19 protein-coding genes are annotated in these 19808 nt (G+C 65.7%); 3 read left to right on the top strand and 16 right to left on the bottom strand.

From position 1 onward, the window contains the following. Nucleotides 1-74 precede the first annotated feature (74 nt). The 5 genes from dnaJ to U0C82_RS04220 form a co-directional block, all read right to left on the bottom strand. Nucleotides 75-1220, bottom strand: coding sequence for a molecular chaperone DnaJ (gene dnaJ, locus U0C82_RS04200; protein WP_322185799.1), 1146 nt, complete (start codon nt 1218-1220; stop codon nt 75-77). A gap of 392 nt (nt 1221-1612) precedes the next feature. Then, on the bottom strand, nt 1613-2698 hold the full coding sequence (locus tag U0C82_RS04205; protein WP_322185800.1) for an acyltransferase family protein: 1086 nt from the start codon (nt 2696-2698) through the stop codon (nt 1613-1615). 347 nt (nt 2699-3045) lie between these two features. Next, complete coding sequence (locus U0C82_RS04210) at nt 3046-3516, bottom strand: PRC-barrel domain-containing protein (RefSeq protein WP_322185801.1); 471 nt, start codon at nt 3514-3516, stop codon at nt 3046-3048. 94 nt (nt 3517-3610) lie between these two features. Continuing rightward, the gene (locus U0C82_RS04215) at nt 3611-4876 is read right to left on the bottom strand and encodes a GNAT family N-acetyltransferase (protein ID WP_322185802.1); all 1266 of its coding nucleotides are present in this window, start codon (nt 4874-4876) and stop codon (nt 3611-3613) included. Between the two features lie 120 nt (nt 4877-4996). After that, nucleotides 4997-5548 (bottom strand): DUF924 family protein, encoded by a 552-nt coding sequence (locus tag U0C82_RS04220; protein ID WP_322185803.1) that lies wholly within the window; start codon nt 5546-5548, stop codon nt 4997-4999. Between the two features lie 94 nt (nt 5549-5642). Between U0C82_RS04220 and U0C82_RS04225 the strand changes: the two genes are divergently transcribed. Continuing rightward, nucleotides 5643-5909: a sulfurtransferase TusA family protein gene (locus U0C82_RS04225; protein ID WP_322185804.1), complete on the top strand. Its 267-nt coding sequence runs from the start codon at nt 5643-5645 to the stop codon at nt 5907-5909. Here U0C82_RS04225 and U0C82_RS04230 read toward each other — a convergent pair. Both U0C82_RS04230 and U0C82_RS04235 read right to left on the bottom strand, forming a co-directional pair. Beyond that, nucleotides 5902-7062 (bottom strand): CobW family GTP-binding protein, encoded by a 1161-nt coding sequence (locus U0C82_RS04230; protein ID WP_416186620.1) that lies wholly within the window; start codon nt 7060-7062, stop codon nt 5902-5904. The genes U0C82_RS04225 and U0C82_RS04230 overlap by 8 nt on opposite strands. Before the next feature lie 135 nt (nt 7063-7197). Then, a complete protein-coding gene (locus tag U0C82_RS04235; RefSeq protein ID WP_322185806.1) occupies nt 7198-8628 on the bottom strand; it encodes a D-alanyl-D-alanine carboxypeptidase family protein in 1431 nt (476 codons plus the stop codon). A gap of 224 nt (nt 8629-8852) precedes the next feature. Between U0C82_RS04235 and U0C82_RS04240 the strand changes: the two genes are divergently transcribed. Beyond that, nucleotides 8853-10022: a M20 aminoacylase family protein gene (locus tag U0C82_RS04240; RefSeq protein WP_322185807.1), complete on the top strand. Its 1170-nt coding sequence runs from the start codon at nt 8853-8855 to the stop codon at nt 10020-10022. A 55-nt stretch (nt 10023-10077) separates the two neighbouring features. Here the strand turns inward: U0C82_RS04240 and U0C82_RS04245 are convergent, their stop codons facing one another. Genes U0C82_RS04245 through U0C82_RS04285 form a run of 9 tightly spaced genes read right to left on the bottom strand, consistent with a single transcriptional unit; the run spans nt 10078 to nt 17389 of the window. Continuing rightward, nucleotides 10078-10866: an SDR family NAD(P)-dependent oxidoreductase gene (locus U0C82_RS04245; RefSeq protein WP_322185808.1), complete on the bottom strand. Its 789-nt coding sequence runs from the start codon at nt 10864-10866 to the stop codon at nt 10078-10080. Between the two features lie 11 nt (nt 10867-10877). Continuing rightward, a complete protein-coding gene (locus U0C82_RS04250) occupies nt 10878-11285 on the bottom strand; it encodes a DUF423 domain-containing protein (RefSeq protein WP_322185809.1) in 408 nt (135 codons plus the stop codon). Between the two features lie 8 nt (nt 11286-11293). Then, the gene (mnhG, locus tag U0C82_RS04255; protein ID WP_322185810.1) at nt 11294-11755 is read right to left on the bottom strand and encodes a monovalent cation/H(+) antiporter subunit G; all 462 of its coding nucleotides are present in this window, start codon (nt 11753-11755) and stop codon (nt 11294-11296) included. Further along, nucleotides 11752-12117: a cation:proton antiporter gene (locus tag U0C82_RS04260; protein ID WP_322185811.1), complete on the bottom strand. Its 366-nt coding sequence runs from the start codon at nt 12115-12117 to the stop codon at nt 11752-11754. Before U0C82_RS04260 ends, mnhG begins: the two co-directional genes overlap by 4 nt. Continuing rightward, nucleotides 12114-12587, bottom strand: coding sequence for a Na+/H+ antiporter subunit E (locus tag U0C82_RS04265; RefSeq protein WP_322185812.1), 474 nt, complete (start codon nt 12585-12587; stop codon nt 12114-12116). The genes U0C82_RS04260 and U0C82_RS04265 overlap by 4 nt, the downstream gene beginning before the upstream one ends. Next, nucleotides 12584-14224 (bottom strand): Na+/H+ antiporter subunit D, encoded by a 1641-nt coding sequence (locus tag U0C82_RS04270; protein WP_322185813.1) that lies wholly within the window; start codon nt 14222-14224, stop codon nt 12584-12586. Before U0C82_RS04270 ends, U0C82_RS04265 begins: the two co-directional genes overlap by 4 nt. A gap of 5 nt (nt 14225-14229) precedes the next feature. After that, nucleotides 14230-14607 carry a Na+/H+ antiporter subunit C gene (locus U0C82_RS04275; protein ID WP_322185814.1) on the bottom strand — a complete coding sequence of 126 codons (378 nt, stop codon included), beginning with the start codon at nt 14605-14607 and terminating at the stop codon, nt 14230-14232. After that, complete coding sequence (locus U0C82_RS04280; RefSeq protein WP_322185815.1) at nt 14607-15026, bottom strand: Na+/H+ antiporter subunit B; 420 nt, start codon at nt 15024-15026, stop codon at nt 14607-14609. Before U0C82_RS04280 ends, U0C82_RS04275 begins: the two co-directional genes overlap by 1 nt. Continuing rightward, a complete protein-coding gene (locus U0C82_RS04285; protein ID WP_322185816.1) occupies nt 15023-17389 on the bottom strand; it encodes a putative monovalent cation/H+ antiporter subunit A in 2367 nt (788 codons plus the stop codon). The genes U0C82_RS04280 and U0C82_RS04285 overlap by 4 nt, the downstream gene beginning before the upstream one ends. A 279-nt stretch (nt 17390-17668) precedes the next feature. Here U0C82_RS04285 and U0C82_RS04290 point away from each other — a divergent pair, with 279 nt between their 5' ends. Next, nucleotides 17669-19783 carry a S9 family peptidase gene (locus U0C82_RS04290; protein WP_322185817.1) on the top strand — a complete coding sequence of 705 codons (2115 nt, stop codon included), beginning with the start codon at nt 17669-17671 and terminating at the stop codon, nt 19781-19783. The last annotated feature ends 25 nt before the right edge of the window (nt 19784-19808 follow it).

The raw sequence follows: 19808 nt of genomic DNA on the forward strand, positions 1-19808 counted from the left end.
CGTCGCAGGAATGTGGACAACTAACTGTGTTCCCGGCTTCCATCCCGTCCATCACGGCCCAACCAGGGACACGATCAGTCGCTGAGATTTTCGAAGAACTCCTTCATCCGCGAGAAGAAACCGTTGGACTGGGGCGAATTCTCGTGGCTGCCGATCTCGTCGAACTCTTCCAGGAGCTCGCGCTGGCGCTTCGACAGGTTCTGCGGCGTCTCGATGGCGACCTGGATGAACAGGTCCCCCACCTGCGGCGAGCGCAGCACCGGCATGCCCTTGCCTTTCAGGCGGAACTGCTTGCCGGTCTGGGTGCCTTCGGGAAGCTTCACGCGGGCGGTGCCATTGTCGATGGTCTGCACCTCGAACGAGCCGCCGAGCGCCGCCTTGGTCATGGAGACCGGCACGGTGCAGTAGAGATCGGCGCCCTCGCGCTGGAAGAATTCGTGCGGCGCGATCGACAGGAAGATGTAGAGATCGCCGGCCGGGCCGCCGCGCAACCCGGCCTCGCCCTCGCCGGCAAGGCGAATGCGCGTGCCGTCCTCGATGCCCTCGGGAATGTTGACCTGGAGGGTGCGCTCCTCGGGCAGGCGCCCGTCGCCGCCGCATTTGGTGCAAGGATCGGTGATCACCGTGCCCTTGCCCTGGCAGGTCGGGCAGGTCCGCTCGATCGAGAAGAAGCCCTGAGCGGCGCGCACGCGCCCGACGCCGCCGCAGGTTGGACAGGCCGAAGGCGCCGTACCGGGCTTTGCGCCCGCGCCGGAGCAGGCATCGCACTGGATGGTGGTGGGAACGGAAATGTCCGCCGTCTTGCCGGTGAAGGCCTCGGCGAGGCTGATTTCCATATTATAGCGCAGATCGGACCCGCGTTCGCGGCTCGAGCCCCCTCCCGGGCTGCGGGGGCGTCCGCGTCCCCCCATCATCTCGCCGAAGATATCGTCGAAGATGTCGGCCATCGAGGACGAGAAATCGCCGCGGAATCCGCCGGCCTGTCCGCCGCCGCCGTTCTGGAACGCGGCATGGCCGAAGCGATCGTAGGCCGAGCGCTTCTGCGGGTCCTTCAGGACCTCGTAGGCCTCGCCCAACTCCTTGAAGTGGGCTTCGGCCGCCGCATCACCCGGATTCCTGTCGGGATGATATTTCATGGCGAGCTTGCGAAATGCGCTCTTGAGCCCCTTTTCGTCGGTGTCGCGAGAAACTCCGAGCGTCTCGTAGTAATCGGCCTTCATTCACACTTCCAAACTGCTCTTGCGGTCAGATCAGGGGCGCCGTGCCCGACCGATGGTCGGGTGTCGCCTCGCCTCGATCGCCCACCGTTCAAAGGTCTTCGGCCGGACGCTGGCGACGTCGACGGCTTCGTTCGAGATAAGGGTCCGCCTTAACGGATCGGTTGAGGACAACAAGTGCCGCAACACCAGATGTCCCGGTCCAACCGACTGTAGCGGCCCCCGATGTAGGAATGGACGCGCGCCGATACCACAGCAGACGCACATTTCCTATGACCAAGAAGGAACCTTTCCATTAAGGCAGGTCCCCACAGGCAAATGCCGCCCGGCAGCGCGAGCGGTCGTCCGGGGCGAGCCTCGGGCGCGGCGCGCGGAAAGCCCGCGGCCCCCGCGCCTCAGGCGGTCGGGACTGCGCCGCTCCTCGGATGACCGGCAGGTCGCGGCCCGATGATGTAATGCGCCATGCGCGGCTCGAGATAACGGAACGACAAGACGGCCACGAGGATCGAGATCGCCATCGGCACCAGCATGAAGACGTAGAAGCTGATCCAGCCGGCATCGACGAGCCAGCGGTCCCACAGGGCGCGCAGGAAGATGAACTCGAACACCGGGTGCCAGATATAGATGCCGAACGCGGCGGCGGTGACGGGCATGGCGAAGGCCAGCCGCTTCGTCGAATCCGGGTTCCGGGTCTCGGCGACCGCGCTGAGATAGAGCGACAGGACCAGGACGGCGAAGGATACGTACCACGGCACCATCATCAGCATTCCGATGACCGCGACGGCCATCAGCACGATGCCGGGAAGCGGCGATCTCAGCGCGACAAGGTCGGCCGCCACGACCCGTGCCAGAAGTCCGCCGACCATGAAGTCGGCGAAGGCGCGATAGGCCCCGAACGTATCGGCGCTGGTCCAGTGGCCGCTGGGGAAGACACCCTGGCGCGAGGCGACCTCCAGCACGAGCAGATAGGCGGCGATCAGACCGGCAAGGCCGGCAATGCCCCTTATGCGGAGCGCGACGATGATGACCGGGAACATGGCGTAGGAGAAGAATTCGGCGCTGACGGACCAGGACACGTAGTTGAGCGCCAGCGCGTCGGTGATGCCGAGTGCGTGGATGCCGAGCAGATGGTAGGGCAGGTTCGCGAAATCGACAGCATAGGGATAGTTTTCAGCCCCGAGCGACCAGGCGTAGAGCGCGGCGAGGAGGAAGAACAGGGTCGTCAGAAGATGAAGCGGATAAAGGCGCGCGACGCGGCGTCTCAGGAACGATCCGTAATCGGACAGCGAGTTCAGCCGGCTCGCATAACGGCTGGTGATGAAGAACCCCGAAATCATGAAGAACATGTCGAGAAGCGGCTGCAGGCGGTAGAGAATCGCGATTTCAGCGGCAGCGCCGCCCGGTGCCCAGTAGAGAAAATGATAGGTCATCACGAGCAGGGCTGCGAGCAGCCGCCAGCAATCGAAGATTCTGAAATACATTGGGACAGGCCCCCGCTTGAATCGTGAACAAGAGCAAAGAGAGCACAAGCACGGATTGATCCACGCCCCATCAAGCAACACGGCCCCGACCTTGCAAGCAGATCCTTGAAACGGCGTTAATTCGGCGCCGCACGCAACCGGGGGCCTTTCGCCGCGCCGGGCCCGCCTGTCGCCATCGGTTCCCATGCAACGCCCGCCTGTCGCCGGTCACCGGTCGCCGGCACGAAAAACGCGCCCGCGCGAACCAGGAAAGGTCCGTACGGGCGCGTCTGATCGATCGGGAGAATGGAGCGGATCGGGTATGGAGGGGCCCGAACGCGAGGCAGGCGCCGGATCCAGCCCCGCGATCAGCCCGGATATTCGGGAAGGCTGCTGATTTCGTTCTTCGTCAGGGCCGTGCGCAGGCGCCCCATGTCGAGCGAGAGCTGGTTCAGCATCAGGATGATGCGCTTTTCCCCGAGCCCGAGGAAGCCGCCCGCCTCCACCACGATCGCCTGGGGCTGGCCGTTCTGGTCACCGAGCACGTCGTCGACCTCGCCGATCACCTCGTCGTCGGCACCGATCACCGTCAGCTCCTCGACCTGGTCGACCATCAGGTTGAGCGGCGGCACGGGCGCGTCATCCCGATCGATGGGGACGAGAACCATCGCGTTGGCCCCGGCCGGCGGCTGTCCCGCCGGGGATTCGGGCGTTTCCGGCGGCGTTGCGGGCGCGGCGTCCGCGGCGGGGGGTGCCGGTGGTGGTGGTGTCGCCGGATCCTGCGCCAGGGCGGTCGTTGCGAAGAATGCGAAGGCTGCGGTGGTGGCGAAGCGGTTCATGGCGGGTCCCGTTGATCGATCTGTCAATCGTCATCAACGGCACGGAAGCGGTTTCGCTCCATCCGCCGTGCCGAAAAGCACCGCATCCGCGCCCTCAGCGGCCGAAAACCGACAGGATCGCCTCGCGAACGATCCGGATGCGGTTCGCGGTGCGGTTGGATTTCGTCAGCGATCGCGCGACCGATGCGACGGCGTCCTCCATTCCCGGCTTCAGGCCGAGAACGATGGTGCCGATCTCCGTCCGGTCCCGCCAGAAACGGTTCATCACGAAATGGTCGGGCACCGCGCAGCTATCGGCCCTGCGGATCGTGGGATCGGCCAGAAGGGCGCGCGTCGCCTCGGCCATGATCAGCTGGCCGGGAGCCGCCTTGGCGTATCGCTCTTCATAGGCGGTCTTCCAGGCATAGGCATCGCCACCGTCGACGAGCAGGACGATGCTGGCGATCGCCTCGCCGTCGAGGCGAAGCGTGAAGATCCGCGCCCGATCCTTCTCGGCCAGCGCGTTCAGGGCCTCGCGCGCGAAGGCGGCGCGATACCTGTCGCTCGTCAGCGCGCTGCGCGCATGGCCCTTCCAGCCGGATGCCTCGAGGATCAGGAAATCCTCCAGAGCCAGGCGAAAGGCGTTCGGCTCGCGGGCGATCTCGAGGCTGACCGCACCGAAGCTCGCAAGCCAGCGCCGGCCGCGCCGAAGTTCCCGCCGTCGCTTGCCGGACAGGCCGTCGAACAAGGAAAGCGAAGGGGGCCCGGCCTTGCGCAGGGCGGCGCGGGAATAGCGGTTGACGATCCGGATCGGCAGGCCGAGCTCCCGGGCGCATCGTTCGACGGCCTGGATCATGCCGCCATCGATCCGCACCTGGGGAATGATAAGCGTTTCGGGAAGATCGAGCGACCTGGCTTCGAGGGTGTGCACGAGGCTCTTCAGCGTGCCGACGGGATCGTCGCCATCCAGCGGAAGCGAGCCGAGGGGGCCGAAAGGATGGCTCCAGACACGCATGACCGACCGCTTTCGAAGGCCGCCCAGCCTCTCGAGCGAATAGGGCAGCAGCAACCGCAACCGGCTGCGGTCCTCGCGCTCGTCGCGCATCACCAGCAGGCGCACGCGCCGGTCCTCGAGGCGCGGCATGGCGGGCACGAGAAATCGCGGGTCGTAGAAGACGTTGCGCTCGATCGAACGCTCGGAGAGATGGATCAGCTCGTCGATGAGGCCGTAGGCATCCCGCGGCTCGTAGATCGAGAGAAGACGGTCCGGATAGGCAGGTCCCGCATCGACCTCGACGAGCGGTACCGGCCGCATCCTGGTCGGGCGTTCCGTGACACGCTCGACGGCGTGGTCTTCGATCGCGACCAAAGTGGCGGACATGGGCTTACGACCTTCGATCATGGTTGCGAGGCGGCGCGCCGGACGCGCGATCGCATCGAAACTGACATGAAGAATTTAAGATTTCCCATGCCCGGACCGCTTGGCGTAAGCCCTGCCACGTCAGCCGGTGAACCCGTCCTCCTCGAGAAAGGCCTGTTCCTCCGGCGAGGTCTCACGACCGAGGATCGCATTGCGGTGGGGAAAACGGCCGAACCTTGCGATGATATCCCGGTGATGCCGTGCGAACTTCACGTTCTCCTCGGTGCCGATGCGCTCCATCCAGGCGATGCAGGCGTCCTGGTCGGCGAGATCTTCCGAATGCATCAGCGGGACGGCCAGAAACTGGTTGATATCCTCGGAAACGGTTTCGTGATCCCCGCGCTCGAGCGCCATCTCGGCGATCGCCTTGGCCTTCTCGTCGGTCGCATAGACCTTCGGCGTGCCGCGGAACATGTTGCGCGGAAACTGATCGAGCAGGATGACGAGAGCAAGCGCGCCCGTCGGCTCGTCCATCCAGTCGTCGAGACCACCGGTCGCGGCCCGCTCGTAAAGGTCGAGGAACCGTGTGCGGATGGTCTCGTCGAACGCATCATCCTTGGCGAACCATTTCTCCAGGCCCGCACTCCACCAGAACTCGACGATCGTTTCCGGCAAAACCGCATACTCACTCATGGAAAGGCTCTCTCTGTTTGTCTCGCGCGACGGCCGCTCCTGATATAGATGGGGTACGGGACCTGGAAAAGACGATGGGACGGAAAGCAGGGCGATGCGTGACCTCGATCTGAGGGGGCTGAAATGCCCGCTGCCGACGCTGAAGGCCCGCAAGGCCTTGAACGGGGCGGCGCCGGGCACGCGCATCCGCGTCGTCGCCGACGACCCGATGGCCGCGATCGATCTTCCGCATTTTCTGGGCGGCTCGCCCCATCGTCTCGTCGACAGCGGACGGGAGGCGGACGGGACCGAGCTCTGGTTCGTGGTCGAGGCCGGCGCGGCGCCGTCGGATCGGATCGACCGGGACGGCCCGTCTAGCTGAAGCGCATGCCCGGCACGGCGAGCGGATTGTCCTCGATCGCCGTCCGGTCGGGCGCGTCCACGCCGGGCTTTCCCGTGAAGGCGGCGAAGAGGTCGCGCACGCGCGCCTCGTTCAGATTCTCGCCGATGATGACGAGGCGGGACTTTCGGCTCGCACCCGCGCGCCAGGTCGGAAGGCGCGCCGGCGGGTGCAGATAGCCGCGCACGCCATGCAGCACGAGCGGGCGTTCGCCCTGTTCGACCGTGTGGACGATGCCCTTCATGCGCAAAACGTTGCCACCCTCGAAGCGAGCGAGCATTTCCAGGAACGCGAAGATCGCTTGCTCGCCGATCGGCTGCTCGTGAACGAGGGCCATGGAGCGGACCGCACCATGACGATGGGGCGCATGGTCGTGAGCGTGAGTGTCAGTGTGAGCGTGAGCGTGAGAGTGAGCGTCACCATGCCCGGAATGGCCGGCATGGCGCCCATGGTCGCGCCCGTGCCGTTCGCCGAGCCATTCGGCCGGGTCGCCCAGCGTCCCGTCGATCTTCGACAGGCCGCAGTCGAGAATGCGCGGCGCGAGCGGCGCGGCCTTGCTCGCATCGATCAGGGCCGCGCCCTCGTTGACCGCCCGAACCGCATCGCGGAGCATATCGAAATCGGCCGGGGCCAGATCGCTCTTGGTCAGAACGATCCGGTCGGCGACACCCAGTTGCCGCACCGCCTCGACATGGTTTTCGAGGTTTGCCGCCCCGTTCAACGCGTCGATCACGCAGATGATCGCGTCGAGCGCATAGGCCTGGCTCAACACCGGATGGGTCATGATGGCGGCCAGGATCGGGGTGGGATCGGCGAGCCCCGTCGTCTCGACGATGACGCGGGCGAGCGGTCGGCCATCGCCGGACCTGCGGTCGATCAAACGCTCCAGCGTCTCCACGAGTTCGCCGCGCACCGAGCAGCAGAGACACCCGTCGGAAAGCTCGATCAGCCCGTCGCTGACCTCGGCTTCGACGAGAAGCTGGTCGATCCCGACCTCGCCGAACTCGTTGACGACGACGGCCGTGTCGACCACCGTGCGTTCGGACAGGAGCCGATTGAGGATCGTCGTCTTGCCGGCGCCGAGAAATCCGGTGAGGAGCGTCAGGCGGATCGGCGGGGGCGGCGCGGTGCGCATGGGGTCGAGTGCTTGCATGGCGAAGAAATGGTGCCGTGCGGGCGCGTGGGCAAGCAAGCATGTCCTTGCCATGATGCGGCGCCTCGTCGACGCGGGTCGTTTCAGACCTTCGGTCCGTCGACGCCGCTTTCGGCGTCAGCGCGGAGCGGCGGTCGGAACCGGCTTGTCCGGTGCCGGCGTGCCGTCGCTGCGGGCAGGCGATGCCGCAACCGCCGTTTCGACGGCTTCGCCCGTCTCGCCCGGCTCGGCCCTGTCGCCGGCCTCGACTTCGTTCCCCGGCTCGTCGACGCTCTCGCGCAAGACGGCCGCCGCGAGAAGATTCTGGGCATCCTGCGGCTGGACGGGACGGGGGCTCGGCAGCGGGATACCGTAATTCTCGATCAGGGCGATATCGGCGGGGAAGTTCTTGCCGGCGGCGGCGCCTCCGAGCGTCACCTTCACGCTCCGGGGCGCGCGGCCCATCTCCTTCAGAAGCGAAGAGCCGTAGACGACGCTCTTGTCGCGGCGATCCTCTACACGGTCGTTGGCGCGCGCCGTGCGCCCTTCCCCGGAGCAGATATAGCCGCTGACGTCGAGCGTTTTCGCCTCGTCACCGACGATCTCCAGATCACGCACGGTCTCGTAATCGGCCTTCGGATCGGCCTTCGGATCGGCCTTCGGATCGGCCTTGAAGCCGGCATCGAGAAGCTCGGCGGTCAATGTCTCGCGCTCGATCGTGCCGTTCGCGCCGAGGACCACGGCGACGAGCGTCCGCTCGCCGCGGGTCGCTGCGGAAACGAGATTGAACCCGCCCGCGCAGATATAGCCGGTCTTCATGCCCTCGGCGCCCTCGAAGCGGCCCAGCAGCTTGTTGCCGTTCTGCATGAGCCTGCCGTTGAAGACGATCGCCTCGGTGCCGAACCAGTCCTTGTATTCGGGAAATTCCTTGCGGATGGTGGTCCCGAGGATCGCCAGGTCCTTGGCGCTGGAATGCTGGCCGGGACCGGGAAGACCATGGGCGTTGATGAACCGGGTGTCTCGCATGCCGATGAGGCCCGCCGTGCGGTTCATCATGGCGACGAAGGTTTCGTTGGACCCGTTCCCCAGCGTCTGGCCGATGGCGGTGGCGACGTCGTTGGCCGATTTCACCAGAATCGCGCGGACCGCGTGATCCAGTCGCATGATGGACCCGGGCGGGATGCCGAGCTTGGAAGGCGCCTCGCCGGCGGCTTGCCGCGTCATGACGACCGGCGTGTCCCAGCCCATCGACCCGACCTTGACCGCCTTCATCGCCAGATAGGCGGTCATCAGCTTGGTGGTCGAGGCCGGATAGCGGCGCTCGGTCGCATTCGCCTGGGACAGGACCTTGCCGGTTTCCAGATCGACGACGATGGAGGCGAGCGCGTTCTTGTTGCCGTCGGGGGTCTTCGTGGAGACGTCCTGCGGGTCGGACGCGGATTCTTCGGCCCCCGTCTCCTCCCCTTCGGAATCGGCCTGCGCGAGAGCCGGCATGGACAAGGCCAGGCTGACGACGAGGGCGGACAGGATCGATCCGCAGTGACGCTTCAACTCCGCAAACAGCTTCATGTCGTTCACCTGGAAACCCCGTCGTCGATCATTCCGTCATGGCGCCGCAAGGGCCCCCATGGGGGGCACCCATGGGCACAGCTATCCGCGCGCGTCCTCGAGAACGGAAGGCAATAATTAAATCCTGTGACGCAAGAATGGCACATATGGGAAGACATTGCGAAATCGTTCACCTATTCGGGTTCGCACATCCTTAATTCGTCCACCAAACCATTCGAGTTCCCATGCCCGTCAACAATCGCATCGCAGACAGCGCCGAGGAACATTCCGGATGGCGCCGCCACCTCCACCGCCATCCCGAGCTTCTCTACGAGGTGCACGACACGGCGGCGTTCGTTGCGGACAAGCTGAGGGCCTTCGGCTGCGACCTCGTGGAGACGGGCATCGGGCGCACGGGGGTCGTCGCGCTGATCCACGGACGCGCCGGCGAAGGCGGGCCGATGATCGGACTGCGCGCCGACATGGACGCGCTGCCGATCGTCGAGGAGACGGGGGCCGAGCACCGCTCCACCCGGCCCGGCCTGATGCATGCCTGCGGCCATGACGGACACATGACCATGTTGCTGGCGGCCGCGCGCAGCCTCTGCGAGACGCGAGCCTTCGACGGCTCGGTCGCACTCATCTTCCAGCCCGCCGAAGAAGGCGGGGGCGGCGGCAAGGCGATGATCGAGGATGGCCTGTTCGACCGGTTTCCGGTCGCGCGCGTCTACGGCATGCACAATCTCCCCGGCCTGCCGGTCGGCCATTTCGCCATGTGCCCCGGCCCGATCATGGCGGCCGTCGATCTCTTCAGGATAACCGTGCGCGGCAAGGGCGGGCACGCGGCGCTGCCGCATGCCACGACCGACCCGATCGTGGCGGGAAGCGCCATCGTGCAAGGGCTTCAATCGATCGTCTCGCGCAATCTCGACCCGCTGCAGCGCATGGTCGTTTCGGTAACGGAGTTCCATGCCGGCTACGCCCACAACGTCATTCCCGACGAGGCGGTCCTGTCCGGCACGGTGCGCTGCCTGAGCCCGGCCTTGCGCGGCTTCGCCGAGGACCGCATCCGGACGCTTTCGGACGCGATCGCGGCCGGGTTCGGCGCGAGCGTCGAGATCGCCTGGCACAAGGGCTATCCGCCGACCGTGAACGATGCGGCCGAAGCCGCGTTCTGCGCGGATGTGGCAAGCGAGGTCTCGGGCGCGGAAAGGGTCGACCGGGCCGCCCAACCGCTGATGGCGGGCGAGGATTTCGCCTATATGCTTGAGGACGTCCCCGGCGCCTACGTCTTCGTCGGCAATGGCGACAGCGCCTCGCTCCACAATGCGCGCTATGACTTTTCCGACGAGGCGATCGCGTTCGGGGCGAGCTACTGGGTGCGCTTGTGCGAGACGGCCTTCGCAAGACTGTGATCGCAAGGCGCGTCTGGCGTGTCGAAACACCGGATGTCGGCCCCCGCTTTGGGCGTTAGCCCATGAACTGGCCGCCGTTCACCTCGATGATCTGGCCGGTGATATAGCCCGACAGGCGCGGCGTACCGAGGAACAGATAGGCCGGCGCGCAGTCCTCGGCCTGCCCGAGGCGCTGCAACGGAATGGATGCGGCGGTCTTGTCGAGCTTTTCCCGCGAGGAATAGCGACGGTGGAAATCCGTCATGATCGTTCCCGGCGACACGGCGTTGACGCGGATGAGATCGGGGGCGAGTTCCCGGGCGAGCGCCCGTGTCCAGGTGGAGATGAACGCCTTGGAGGCCGAATAGAGCGAGGATCCCGGCGAGCCGCCGACGGTGGCGGAGATCGAGGAGGTGTTGACGATCGATGCGCCCCGCGCCGCCTTCAGCGCCGGCAGGAGCGCCGTCGTCAGTTCCACCACCGAACGCACGTTGAGATCGACGATCCGGTCGAACTCGGCGCGGGTGACGCTGTGCGCCGGAAACCGGCCTTCCATCGTACCGGCATTGTTGACGAGACCATGGACGGGGCCGTCCGCCGCGCGAGCGATCCGCCCGGCGAGTTCCTCGCCGGCGCCGGGCTTCGCCAGATCCGCGGTGAAGAGCGACAGGCGGCTTCGCTCGTCCGCAGAAAGCCGTGTCAGAAGGTCGGTCTCGGCATGGGCGAGATCCCGCCCCGCATGGGCCACGATGCGGGCGCCGCAGGCAAGATATGCGGCTGTGACCGCCGCGCCGATCCCGCGCCCCGCCCCGGTGACGACGATGGTTTCGCCCGCAAAGAGCGTTTCGCTGAACGGGTTGGCCATGCCGTGGTCCTTCAGGTCAGTCGCGACTGGATCGGTCGTTGCGAGAGCTTGCGCGCGTGCCGGTCCCTGAGGGCGGCGAACGGTGCCTCGATCGCAAGGAGGAGCCAGGAGAGGATGATCAGACCGCCGCCCGCCGGCGCCGCGCCCTCGAACAGCCGCTCGCCCCAGGCGATGCGGGCGGCCAGATCACCGGCGAAGAGCACGACGCCCACGATCATCAGGAGTGCGGTGATTGCGAGGATGCGCGGACTGCGCTCCACCATGATCGAAAGGGCGAGAAGCGTCGGACCGTGGGTCAGGAGAATGGCCGCGGCAGGTGCCGCCAGCGCCTGATCGGCGGTGCCGTGGGAGGCGTAAGCCGCAAATCCGACACCGGACGCGCCGATGACGGACGCCGCGAACTGGATCGATGAACGCACGCCTTGCCTCACTTCTTCCCCAGATCGCTCCAGCGCTGCCTTGCCCCGCGCCTGTCGCGGCGCCAGGCCGGTTCGTCGGCCTTGCCCCGGAAGAACTCTTCCTGCGGTCGCCCGGCAGCCACCTCCTTGCCCGCCGACGGCTCGACCTCGGGCATTTCGTCGAGGACCGAACCCGGCCACAATTTGTATCCGACCGCGTAGGATGCCTTGCCGAGAAGATGGGCCGCGATCGGCGTGGTCAGGAGGAAGAAGACGATCGCGGCCAGCGCCCGCAGGGTTTCCGGCGTCGAGGACGAGTTGAAGGCAAGCGCCAAAAGCAGGAATCCGCTGCCCACCGCACCGGCCTTCGAGGCCGAGTGCATGCGGGTGTAAAGGTCCGGAAGGCGGATGATGCCGACGGCGGCCAGTGCGATGAAGAGCGATCCGCCGAGAATGAGGACGCCCTCGATGATGTAGAAGATCGCGGTCATGCCCCTTTCCTCCTGTCGGACCGGGCATGGGGGTCGCGGAACGGCAGGTCCTGGACCTGATCCGTATCACCGCTCTGTCCGCGTGCCAGGATGAAGCGCGAAAACGCCACGGTTGCCAGGAACCCGACGAGACCGAGCGCGATCGCGATGTCCACGTAGAGCGTGAAGCCGGTGTCGATGCCGATGAGCGCGATAAAGCCGATCGATACGCTGGTCAGCATGTCGAGCGCCAGCACCCGGTCCGGCAGGGTCGGCCCCAGGATGATGCGCACGGTCGTCAGGAAGAACGCGATCCCGAGCAGGATGAGGCCGAAATTGATCGCATAGTCGAAGAAGAGCTTGGCATAGTCCTCGATCGTCATCGGAAGGCCTCCAGGATCATACGTTCGAACCCTGTGGCGATGTCCCGGCGGTTGGCCTCCGGGTCTGAGCAGTCGAGCGCGTGGACGTAAAGGGTCGATCGATCCTCCGAGACGTCGACCGACAGCGTGCCCGGCGTCAGGGTAATCATGTTGGCGAGGAGCGCGATCTCGAAATCGCGGTCGGCCCTCAGATGATAGGCGAAGATGCCGGGCTTGATGTTCATGTTCGGCTTGAGGACGAGGATCGCGACCCGCCATGCCGACAGAAGCAGCTCCTTCAGGAAGAAGAGCACCAGCTTGGTGATTGACCAGCCGCGCTGCATGTAGCCCGCACCGCCGACCTGCTCGCGGATCAGGTAGAGCGCGCATGCGCCGAGCACGAAGCCGAACACGAGATTGAGAAGCGTGAAGCTGCCGCTGACGACGACCCAGACGAGCGCCAGGACCAGATTGATGAGGTAAAGCGTCATTCCAGGCCTCCGAAGACGGAAGAGATGTAGCTGCCCGGATCGATCACGCCCTGTGCGGCGAGATCGGTCAGATCGAGAAGCCACTGGGGCCAGACGCCGGCGGCGATGACGACGAGGATCAATGCCAGGAGCGGCACCGCAGACCAGGCCTTGTCGGGCCCGGCCGCCGTGAAGCGCTCGTAGATGATCTCCTGGCGGTCCGTGCGGCCGAAAGCGGGGGCGCTCGCCGCCGGAAGCGAGCGCCAGAAGCCGAGTGCGAAGACCCGTGCGCTCGCGATCGTCAGGAGGAAGCCCGAGAACAGAACCGTCGCGGCAAGCCATGGCATGTCGGCGGCGATCGAGGCCCGCACCAGGGCGACCTTCGGCCAGAACCCCGAAAAGGGCGGCAGGCCGGACACGGCGAAGAGAAGAATCAGCATCATCGCGGCAAACAGCGGATGGTTGCGCCACAACCCGCCCATCTCGTGCAGCGAGGAGGTGCCGGCCAGATGGGCCGCGACGCCGGCAGCCAGATAAAGGCCCGTCATCACGATGATCGAATGGAGCGCGTAGAAGATGGCGCCCGACAGGCCGACCGACAGGGCGCTGCCCGCGATCTCTCCGCCGGGGAGCGGCACCGGCATGGCGAGGGCGACGAAGATGGTGCCGATGCCGGCGATGACGACATAGTTGAGAAGACGGCGCAAATCCGTCTGGGCGAGCGCCCCGAGGCCGCCGACGAGCATGGTCAGCCCCGCGATCCAGGCGAAGACGAGGCTGAGATCCGCGCGCTCGGGCGGGAAGATCATGAGATTGATGCGGATGGCGGCGTAGACACCGACCTTGGTGAGAAGACCGGCGAACAGCGCGGACACCACGAAACGCGGCGTATGGTAGGAGGCGGGCAGCCAGGCGTTCAACGGGAAGGCCGCCGCCTTCATGGCGAAGGACACCAGATAGATCGAGGCCAGCGTGAACAGGGCGGCCGTGTCCTCCATCGCCGCCGCCTTGCGGGCGATGTCGGCCATGTTGAGCGTGCCGAAGATGCCGTAGAGATAGCCTGTTCCGATGAGGAAGAAGGTGGTGCCGACGAGATTGAGGAAGCAGTACTTCGTCGCGCCGTCGAGCTGCTCGCGTTCGGAGCCGAGGATCAGGAGGCCGAACGAGGCGATCAGGAACACCTCGAACCACACGTAGAGATTGAAGACGTCGCCCGTGACGAATGCGCCGGAGACGCCCGCCATCATGATGAAGAGAAGCGGGAAGAAGCCGTACCGGCGCTCCACCCTGGAAACGCTCGCCACCGAATAGATGCCGCAGCACAAGGCGACGAAGCCGGATGCGACGAGGAACAGGGCGCCCATCAGGTCGGCGGTGAAGGCGATGCCGAAGGGCGGAATCCAGCCGCCCATCATCATCGTGACGGTGCCGCCCGTCGCGACCCGGTAGAGCACGGCGAGATCGGCGAGGAAGAGAAGCGCCAGGCCGGACAGCGCGACGAGCGGATGCCAGGCGACGCTTTTGCGGATCATCAAAAGGCCCGCGCCGAAGACGAAGCAGATGACGACCGGCAGCACGACGGAATAGTCGAGCGCCGTGATCGGCACCTGGGTCATGGCCTGCTCTTTGAGAGCTTCGAGGGAGGTATCGGCCGCCATGTCGGTCAGTATCCGAGGGGCGGCAGCCCCTCGTCCTCGGGTTCGGCAACGCGCATTTCGTCGGTGTCATCCGTGTTGAGATCCTGGAACGCCCGGTAGGACAGGACCAGAAGGAAGGCGAAGAACGAGAAGGAGATCACGATCGCGGTGAGGATCAGGGCCTGCGGCAGCGGGTTGGACAATTGCTCGAGCGGCACCGATTGCCCCTCCGGGATGACCGGCGGCACGATCGACCCGATCCGTCCGTTGGTGAAGATCAGGAGATTGACCGAATTGCCCAGAAGCACGACGCCCAGGAGCATGCGGATGATGTGCTTCGACAAGATGAGGTAGATGGTCACCGCGAACAGTGCGGCGACCACGAAGCTGAGCGCGATGACCATCAGTCGCTCTCCCTTTCTTCGAGGGCAAGGGCGATCGTCGAGATGGCGCCGACGACGACGAGATAGACCCCGATATCGAAGAACAGCGGCGACGACAGGGCGACTTCCGTGCCCATGAAGGTGGGGAACGCCCAGAGACCGGTGAGGAATTCGGCGCCCACGAAGATCGAGGCGAGGCCGGAGAGAACGGCCAGCATCAGGCCCGCCGCCGCGATCGCCAACGGGTGGAAATGCATCGCCCGACGCACCGGCGCGACGCCGCAGGCAATGCCGTAGATCGCGAAGGCGGAGGCGGCGATGAGGCCGCCGATGAACCCGCCGCCCGGCTCGTTATGGCCGCGCAGGAGAACGAAGATCGAGAACAGCACCATCAGGCTCGTCAGATAGGGCGCCGTGAAGCGGAAGATGATCGTTCTCATGGTGCCCTCTCCAGCGGATCGACCGATTGTCTTCCGTGCCGCCCGACACGGATGCGGATGAGCGCGAGGACCGCGAGGCCCGTCGTCATCACGACGCCGATCTCGCCCATCGTGTCGATGCCGCGGAAGTCGACGAGGATGACGTTCACGATGTTCCGGCCGTGGGCGATCGCATAGCTGTAGCGTTCGAAGAAGTCCGACAAGGTGCGGTCGAACGGCGCCTGGACGACGGCGAGGAGGAACAGGCCGAACCCGATACCGGCAAGGACGGCGATCGTCGCATCGGGCAGCTTCTGGGCGAGCGGCCGGTGATCGGAGGGCTGCAGCTTCAGCCGGGTCATGACGAGGGCGAGAATGACGACCGAGAGCGTCTCCACCATGAACTGCGTGAAGGCGAGATCGGGCGCGCCCTGCAGCATGAAGATGAAGGCGACGGCATAGCCCTGGACGCCCAGCGCGACGATCGCCTGGAGCCGGTTCTTGGCGAGCACGACGGCGGCGATACCGAAGACGATGAGGCCGAGGATGATCCACTCATAGACCTCGAGCGCCGGGATTGTCGGCACCTGCGGAAAACCGCCCGACCACCACATGGAACCCCAGAGCGCGACGACCATGACGATCATGACCGTGGTCATGTAATAGTCGAGACGGCCGTTCTGGATGATCCGGGTAACGCCGGAGGCCAGCTTGATGAGCCCGCGCATCGCCTGATCGAAGCCGACATCCGGACCCCAGCCGATCGCGGCCAGGAGCGAGGCGAGGCCCTGGCGCAGCCGCGTCGAGGCGAGATAGATGATCACGCCGAGCACCAGCGTCGCACAGGACAGGGCGAAGGCGAGGTTGAGATGCGGGATCCAGCCTATGTCGATCTCCACCGCCTCGCCATAGGCCGCCGATGCCATCGGGGACGAGAAGAGCGCGTGATAGACGCCGTAATAGAGCGCGCCGACGAGCGACATGACGCCGAGGACCAGCGGCCCGAACCAGACCCGGAACCCGCTCTCGTGCGGATGGTCGATATGGGCGGGCTTGGTTCCGACGAACGGCTGCAGTGCCACGATGAAGGCGGCGGCGAACATCAGCGCGTTGCCGACGATGGCCGCGGCGAGGATGGCGAGATGGTAGGCGTCGGCATATTCGAGCGCGTGATAGATCTCTTCCTTCGCGAGGAAGCCGATGAACGGGGTGACGCCGCCCATGGAGAGCGCGCACAGCATCGCCGCGACGAAGGTCAGCGGCATGTGCCGGGCAAGACCGCCGAGCCGGTGGATCTCGCGGGTGTGGGCGCTGTGGTCGACCGAGCCGGCGACCATGAAGAGCCCGCCCTTGAAGAAGGAATGCGCGATGAGATAGAGCACCGCGCCGATGATCGCGGTCTTCGAGGACACGCCGATCAGCATGACGAGGAGGCCGAGCGAGGCGACCGTCGTATAGGCGAGCGTGATCTTGATGTCGCTCGCACGCACCGCGAGCAAGGCCCCGACGACGAGGGTGACGGCGCCGAAGGCCGGCAGAATGGTCATCCAGGCGGTGGTGTCGCCGAGCGCGGGGTGCATGCGCAGAAGCAGATACACGCCGGCCTTCACCATCGTGGCCGAGTGCAGGTAGGCCGACACCGGGGTCGGCGCCTCCATCGCGTTGGGCAGCCAGACATGGAACGGCATCTGCGCCGATTTCGTGAAGGCGCCGGCCAGAACGAGAAGCAGGATCGGCAGATAATAGGGGCTGTCGCGCAGGGTGTCGCCGGCCGCGAGGATCTCGCTCAGCGAGGTCAGGCCGGTCAGCTCGCGAATGGCGAGGAAGCCTGCGAGCAGCGCAAGACCGCCGCCGCCGGTGATGACCAGCGCCTGCACCGCGCCGCGCCGCGCCCGCTCGCGCGTATGGTCGAAGCCGATCAAAAGGAACGAGGTGATCGAGGTCAGCTCCCAGTAGACGAACAGGGTGACGAGATCGTCGGCGACGACGAGACCGAGCATCGAGCCCATGAACATCAGCATGAACGCGTAGAACCGGCCCTGGTCCTTGTGGCCCTTCATGTAGCCGCCGGCATAAAGGATGATCAGCGTGCCGATGCCGGTCACGAGAAGGGCGAAGACCAGCGACAGCCCGTCGAGCCGGAACGAGAACGCGACGTCGAACGAGGGTATCCATTCGAAGCCGAACCGATGGACCGTGCCCTCCGCGACCTCGCCGACGCCGGCGAAGAAGATCAGGAACGCACCCAGCGGCGCCAGCGCCAGGAGCCAGGTCGAATGGGATTTGAGGACGGAGGTCAGGAGAGGCGCGATCGCGGCAGCCAGAAACGGCAGGATCAGGGCCACATAGCCGAACTCGGTAACGAAACCGGTCAATTCGTCCATCAGCGCCTCGTCTCCCCGAATTGGCCATGGCGCCGGGTGTGATCCAAACGCCTCATAGGGTTCTTCATAGAAACCGTATCCGCCCCCGGCAAGGCATTGCAGCGCAAAAACTCCCCTCGCGCCCGGCCCGAGGCGCGGATTTCGGCCATCGGTTCGCGAAACGGGAAATTCTCGCCGATTTTGCGCGGCGGGGCCGATGACGCTATCTTGCCGACCGAAAAGACCGGCGGCGCATGGCCGTGCCGGGTTGCAGAACTCTGATCAGTGTGAGTGCGTCTGATGTCCGTCGATCGTCCCCGTCCCCCCTCGCCCGAACACAGACCCACCAGCGACACCCGCCATGGTATTGAACGGTCTGACGAATATGCCTGGTTGCGGGCTTCCAACTGGCAGGATGTCTTCAAGGATACGAGCGTCCTCGATCCCGAGATCCGCGCCCATCTGGAAGCCGAAAACGCCTATGCCGAAACGGTGATGGGCGACACGAAGGCGCTTCGCGAGACCTTGATCGCCGAGATGCGGGCGCGAATCAGGGAGGACGATTCGTCGGTGCCTTCGCCCGACGGCGACTATTCCTACGGCGTGGCCTACGAGACCGGTGCCGAATATCCGAAATTCGTGCGCTACCCCCGCGATCCGTCCGGCCACGCGCCGCTCGTCCTGCTCGACGGTCCGAAGGAAGCGGCGGACCGCTCCTATTTCTCGCTCGGCGGCATCAGCCACTCGCCGGACCACGAGAAGATCGCCTGGTCCTTCGACGACAAGGGTTCCGAATATTATCGTCTCGCCGTGCGGGACGCGGGCAGCCAGGACGACGACGACACCGTGATCGAGGACACGAGCGGCTCGGCGACCTGGGCGGCGCATTCGCGCGGCTTCTTCTATACGCGCCTCGATTCCAACCATCGGCCGAGCAAGGTGTTCTACCATTCGCTCGGCGAGGCGGCCGAGAACGACCAGCTGATCTACGAGGAGACCGACACCGGCTTCTTCATGGGGGTCGGCACAAGCCAGTCCGGGCGGCTGGTGCTGATCGACATCCACGATCACGAGACGTCCGAATGCTGGATGATCCCCGCGTCGAACCCTGCGGCCGAGCCACGCCTCATCGCCGAGCGCGAAACCGGCGTCGAGTACGATGTCGACGAGGGCGAGGACTGCCTCTACATCCGCACCAATGCGGACGGCGCGCGCGACTTCAAGATCGTCACGACGCCGATGGCGACGCCGGAGCGTTCGGCCTGGAAGGACGTCGTTCCGCACGAGGAAGGCCGGCTGATCCTCAGCCACATCGCGCTCAAGCACCATCTCGTCTGGCTGGAGCGGCGCGACGGCCTGCCGCGCATCGTCGTCAAGCACCTGAACGGCAACGGCATCGTCGGCGACGGCGAAGAGCATTCGATCGCCTTCACGGAAGAAGCCTACTCCCTGGGACTCGTCGGAACCTACGAGTACGACACGACCGTCATCCGGTTCTCCTATTCCTCGATGACGACGCCGGGCCAGACCTTCGACTACGATGTGGACACCCGCGAGCGCACGCTCCTGAAGACCCAGGAAGTTCCCTCCGGCCACGATCCGGACGACTATGTGTCGCGCCGCGTCTTCGCGCCCGCGAAGGACGGCGAACTCGTTCCCATCTCGCTGTTTCACCACAGGACGACGCCGATCGACGGAACCGCGCCTTGCCTGCTCTACGGCTACGGCTCCTACGGCATGTCGATCCCGGCTTCGTTCAACACCAACTGCCTGTCGCTCGTCGATCGCGGCTTCGTCTACGCCATCGCCCACATCCGCGGCGGCAAGGACAAGGGCTTTGCCTGGTACGAGGCCGGCCGTCGGCGCAACAAGGCGAACACCTTCACGGACTTCATCGCCTCGGCCGACTATCTGTGCGCCGCGAACTTCACGAGCAAGGGGCGGATCATCGCCCATGGCGGCTCGGCCGGCGGCATGCTGATGGGGGCCGTCGCCAACATGGCGCCCGCAACCTTCGGCGCGATCATCGCCGTGGTGCCCTTTGTCGACGTCCTCAACACCATGCTCGACGACACGCTGCCGCTCACCCCGCCCGAATGGCCCGAATGGGGCAATCCGATCCTGTCGGGCGAGGATTATCAGGTGATCGCCTCCTACAGCCCCTACGACAACGTGAAGAGCCAGGACTATCCGCCGATCCTGGCGCTCGCCGGCCTCACCGATCCGCGCGTGACCTATTGGGAGCCGGCCAAATGGGTGGCGCGCCTGCGGGCGCGAAAGACCGACGACAATCCCGTGATCCTGCGCACGAACCTCGATTCCGGCCATGGCGGGGCCTCGGGACGCTTCTCGAAGCTCGAAGAGGTCGCCTACATCTACGCCTTCGCGTTGAAGGTGGCGGGAAAGGCGGACTGAGGCGCCACCGCGATCGCGCGGCCCG

The organism is Fulvimarina uroteuthidis (genome assembly GCF_034321785.1).
GTDB lineage: Bacteria > Pseudomonadota > Alphaproteobacteria > Rhizobiales > Rhizobiaceae > Fulvimarina > Fulvimarina uroteuthidis.

Bases quoted from the DNA above. Each gene is read 5' to 3' on its own strand.
- U0C82_RS04235 (WP_322185806.1), bottom strand. From the start codon at position 8,628: ATGAAGCTGTTTGCGGAGTTGAAGCGTCACTGCGGATCGATCCTGTCC.
- U0C82_RS04240 (WP_322185807.1), top strand. From the start codon at position 8,853: ATGCCCGTCAACAATCGCATCGCAGACAGCGCCGAGGAACATTCCGGA.
- U0C82_RS04230 (WP_416186620.1), bottom strand. From the start codon at position 7,062: ATGCGCACCGCGCCGCCCCCGCCGATCCGCCTGACGCTCCTCACCGGA.
- U0C82_RS04285 (WP_322185816.1), bottom strand. From the start codon at position 17,389: ATGGACGAATTGACCGGTTTCGTTACCGAGTTCGGCTATGTGGCCCTG.
- U0C82_RS04270 (WP_322185813.1), bottom strand. From the start codon at position 14,224: ATGGCGGCCGATACCTCCCTCGAAGCTCTCAAAGAGCAGGCCATGACC.
- U0C82_RS04265 (WP_322185812.1), bottom strand. From the start codon at position 12,587: ATGACGCTTTACCTCATCAATCTGGTCCTGGCGCTCGTCTGGGTCGTC.
- U0C82_RS04280 (WP_322185815.1), bottom strand. From the start codon at position 15,026: ATGAGAACGATCATCTTCCGCTTCACGGCGCCCTATCTGACGAGCCTG.
- U0C82_RS04275 (WP_322185814.1), bottom strand. From the start codon at position 14,607: ATGGTCATCGCGCTCAGCTTCGTGGTCGCCGCACTGTTCGCGGTGACC.
- U0C82_RS04215 (WP_322185802.1), bottom strand. From the start codon at position 4,876: ATGTCCGCCACTTTGGTCGCGATCGAAGACCACGCCGTCGAGCGTGTC.
- U0C82_RS04225 (WP_322185804.1), top strand. From the start codon at position 5,643: ATGCGTGACCTCGATCTGAGGGGGCTGAAATGCCCGCTGCCGACGCTG.
- U0C82_RS04260 (WP_322185811.1), bottom strand. From the start codon at position 12,117: ATGACGATCGAGGACTATGCCAAGCTCTTCTTCGACTATGCGATCAAT.
- U0C82_RS04290 (WP_322185817.1), top strand. From the start codon at position 17,669: ATGTCCGTCGATCGTCCCCGTCCCCCCTCGCCCGAACACAGACCCACC.
- U0C82_RS04210 (WP_322185801.1), bottom strand. From the start codon at position 3,516: ATGAACCGCTTCGCCACCACCGCAGCCTTCGCATTCTTCGCAACGACC.
- U0C82_RS04245 (WP_322185808.1), bottom strand. From the start codon at position 10,866: ATGGCCAACCCGTTCAGCGAAACGCTCTTTGCGGGCGAAACCATCGTC.
- U0C82_RS04220 (WP_322185803.1), bottom strand. From the start codon at position 5,548: ATGAGTGAGTATGCGGTTTTGCCGGAAACGATCGTCGAGTTCTGGTGG.
- dnaJ (WP_322185799.1), bottom strand. From the start codon at position 1,220: ATGAAGGCCGATTACTACGAGACGCTCGGAGTTTCTCGCGACACCGAC.
- U0C82_RS04205 (WP_322185800.1), bottom strand. From the start codon at position 2,698: ATGTATTTCAGAATCTTCGATTGCTGGCGGCTGCTCGCAGCCCTGCTC.
- mnhG (WP_322185810.1), bottom strand. From the start codon at position 11,755: ATGACCGCGATCTTCTACATCATCGAGGGCGTCCTCATTCTCGGCGGA.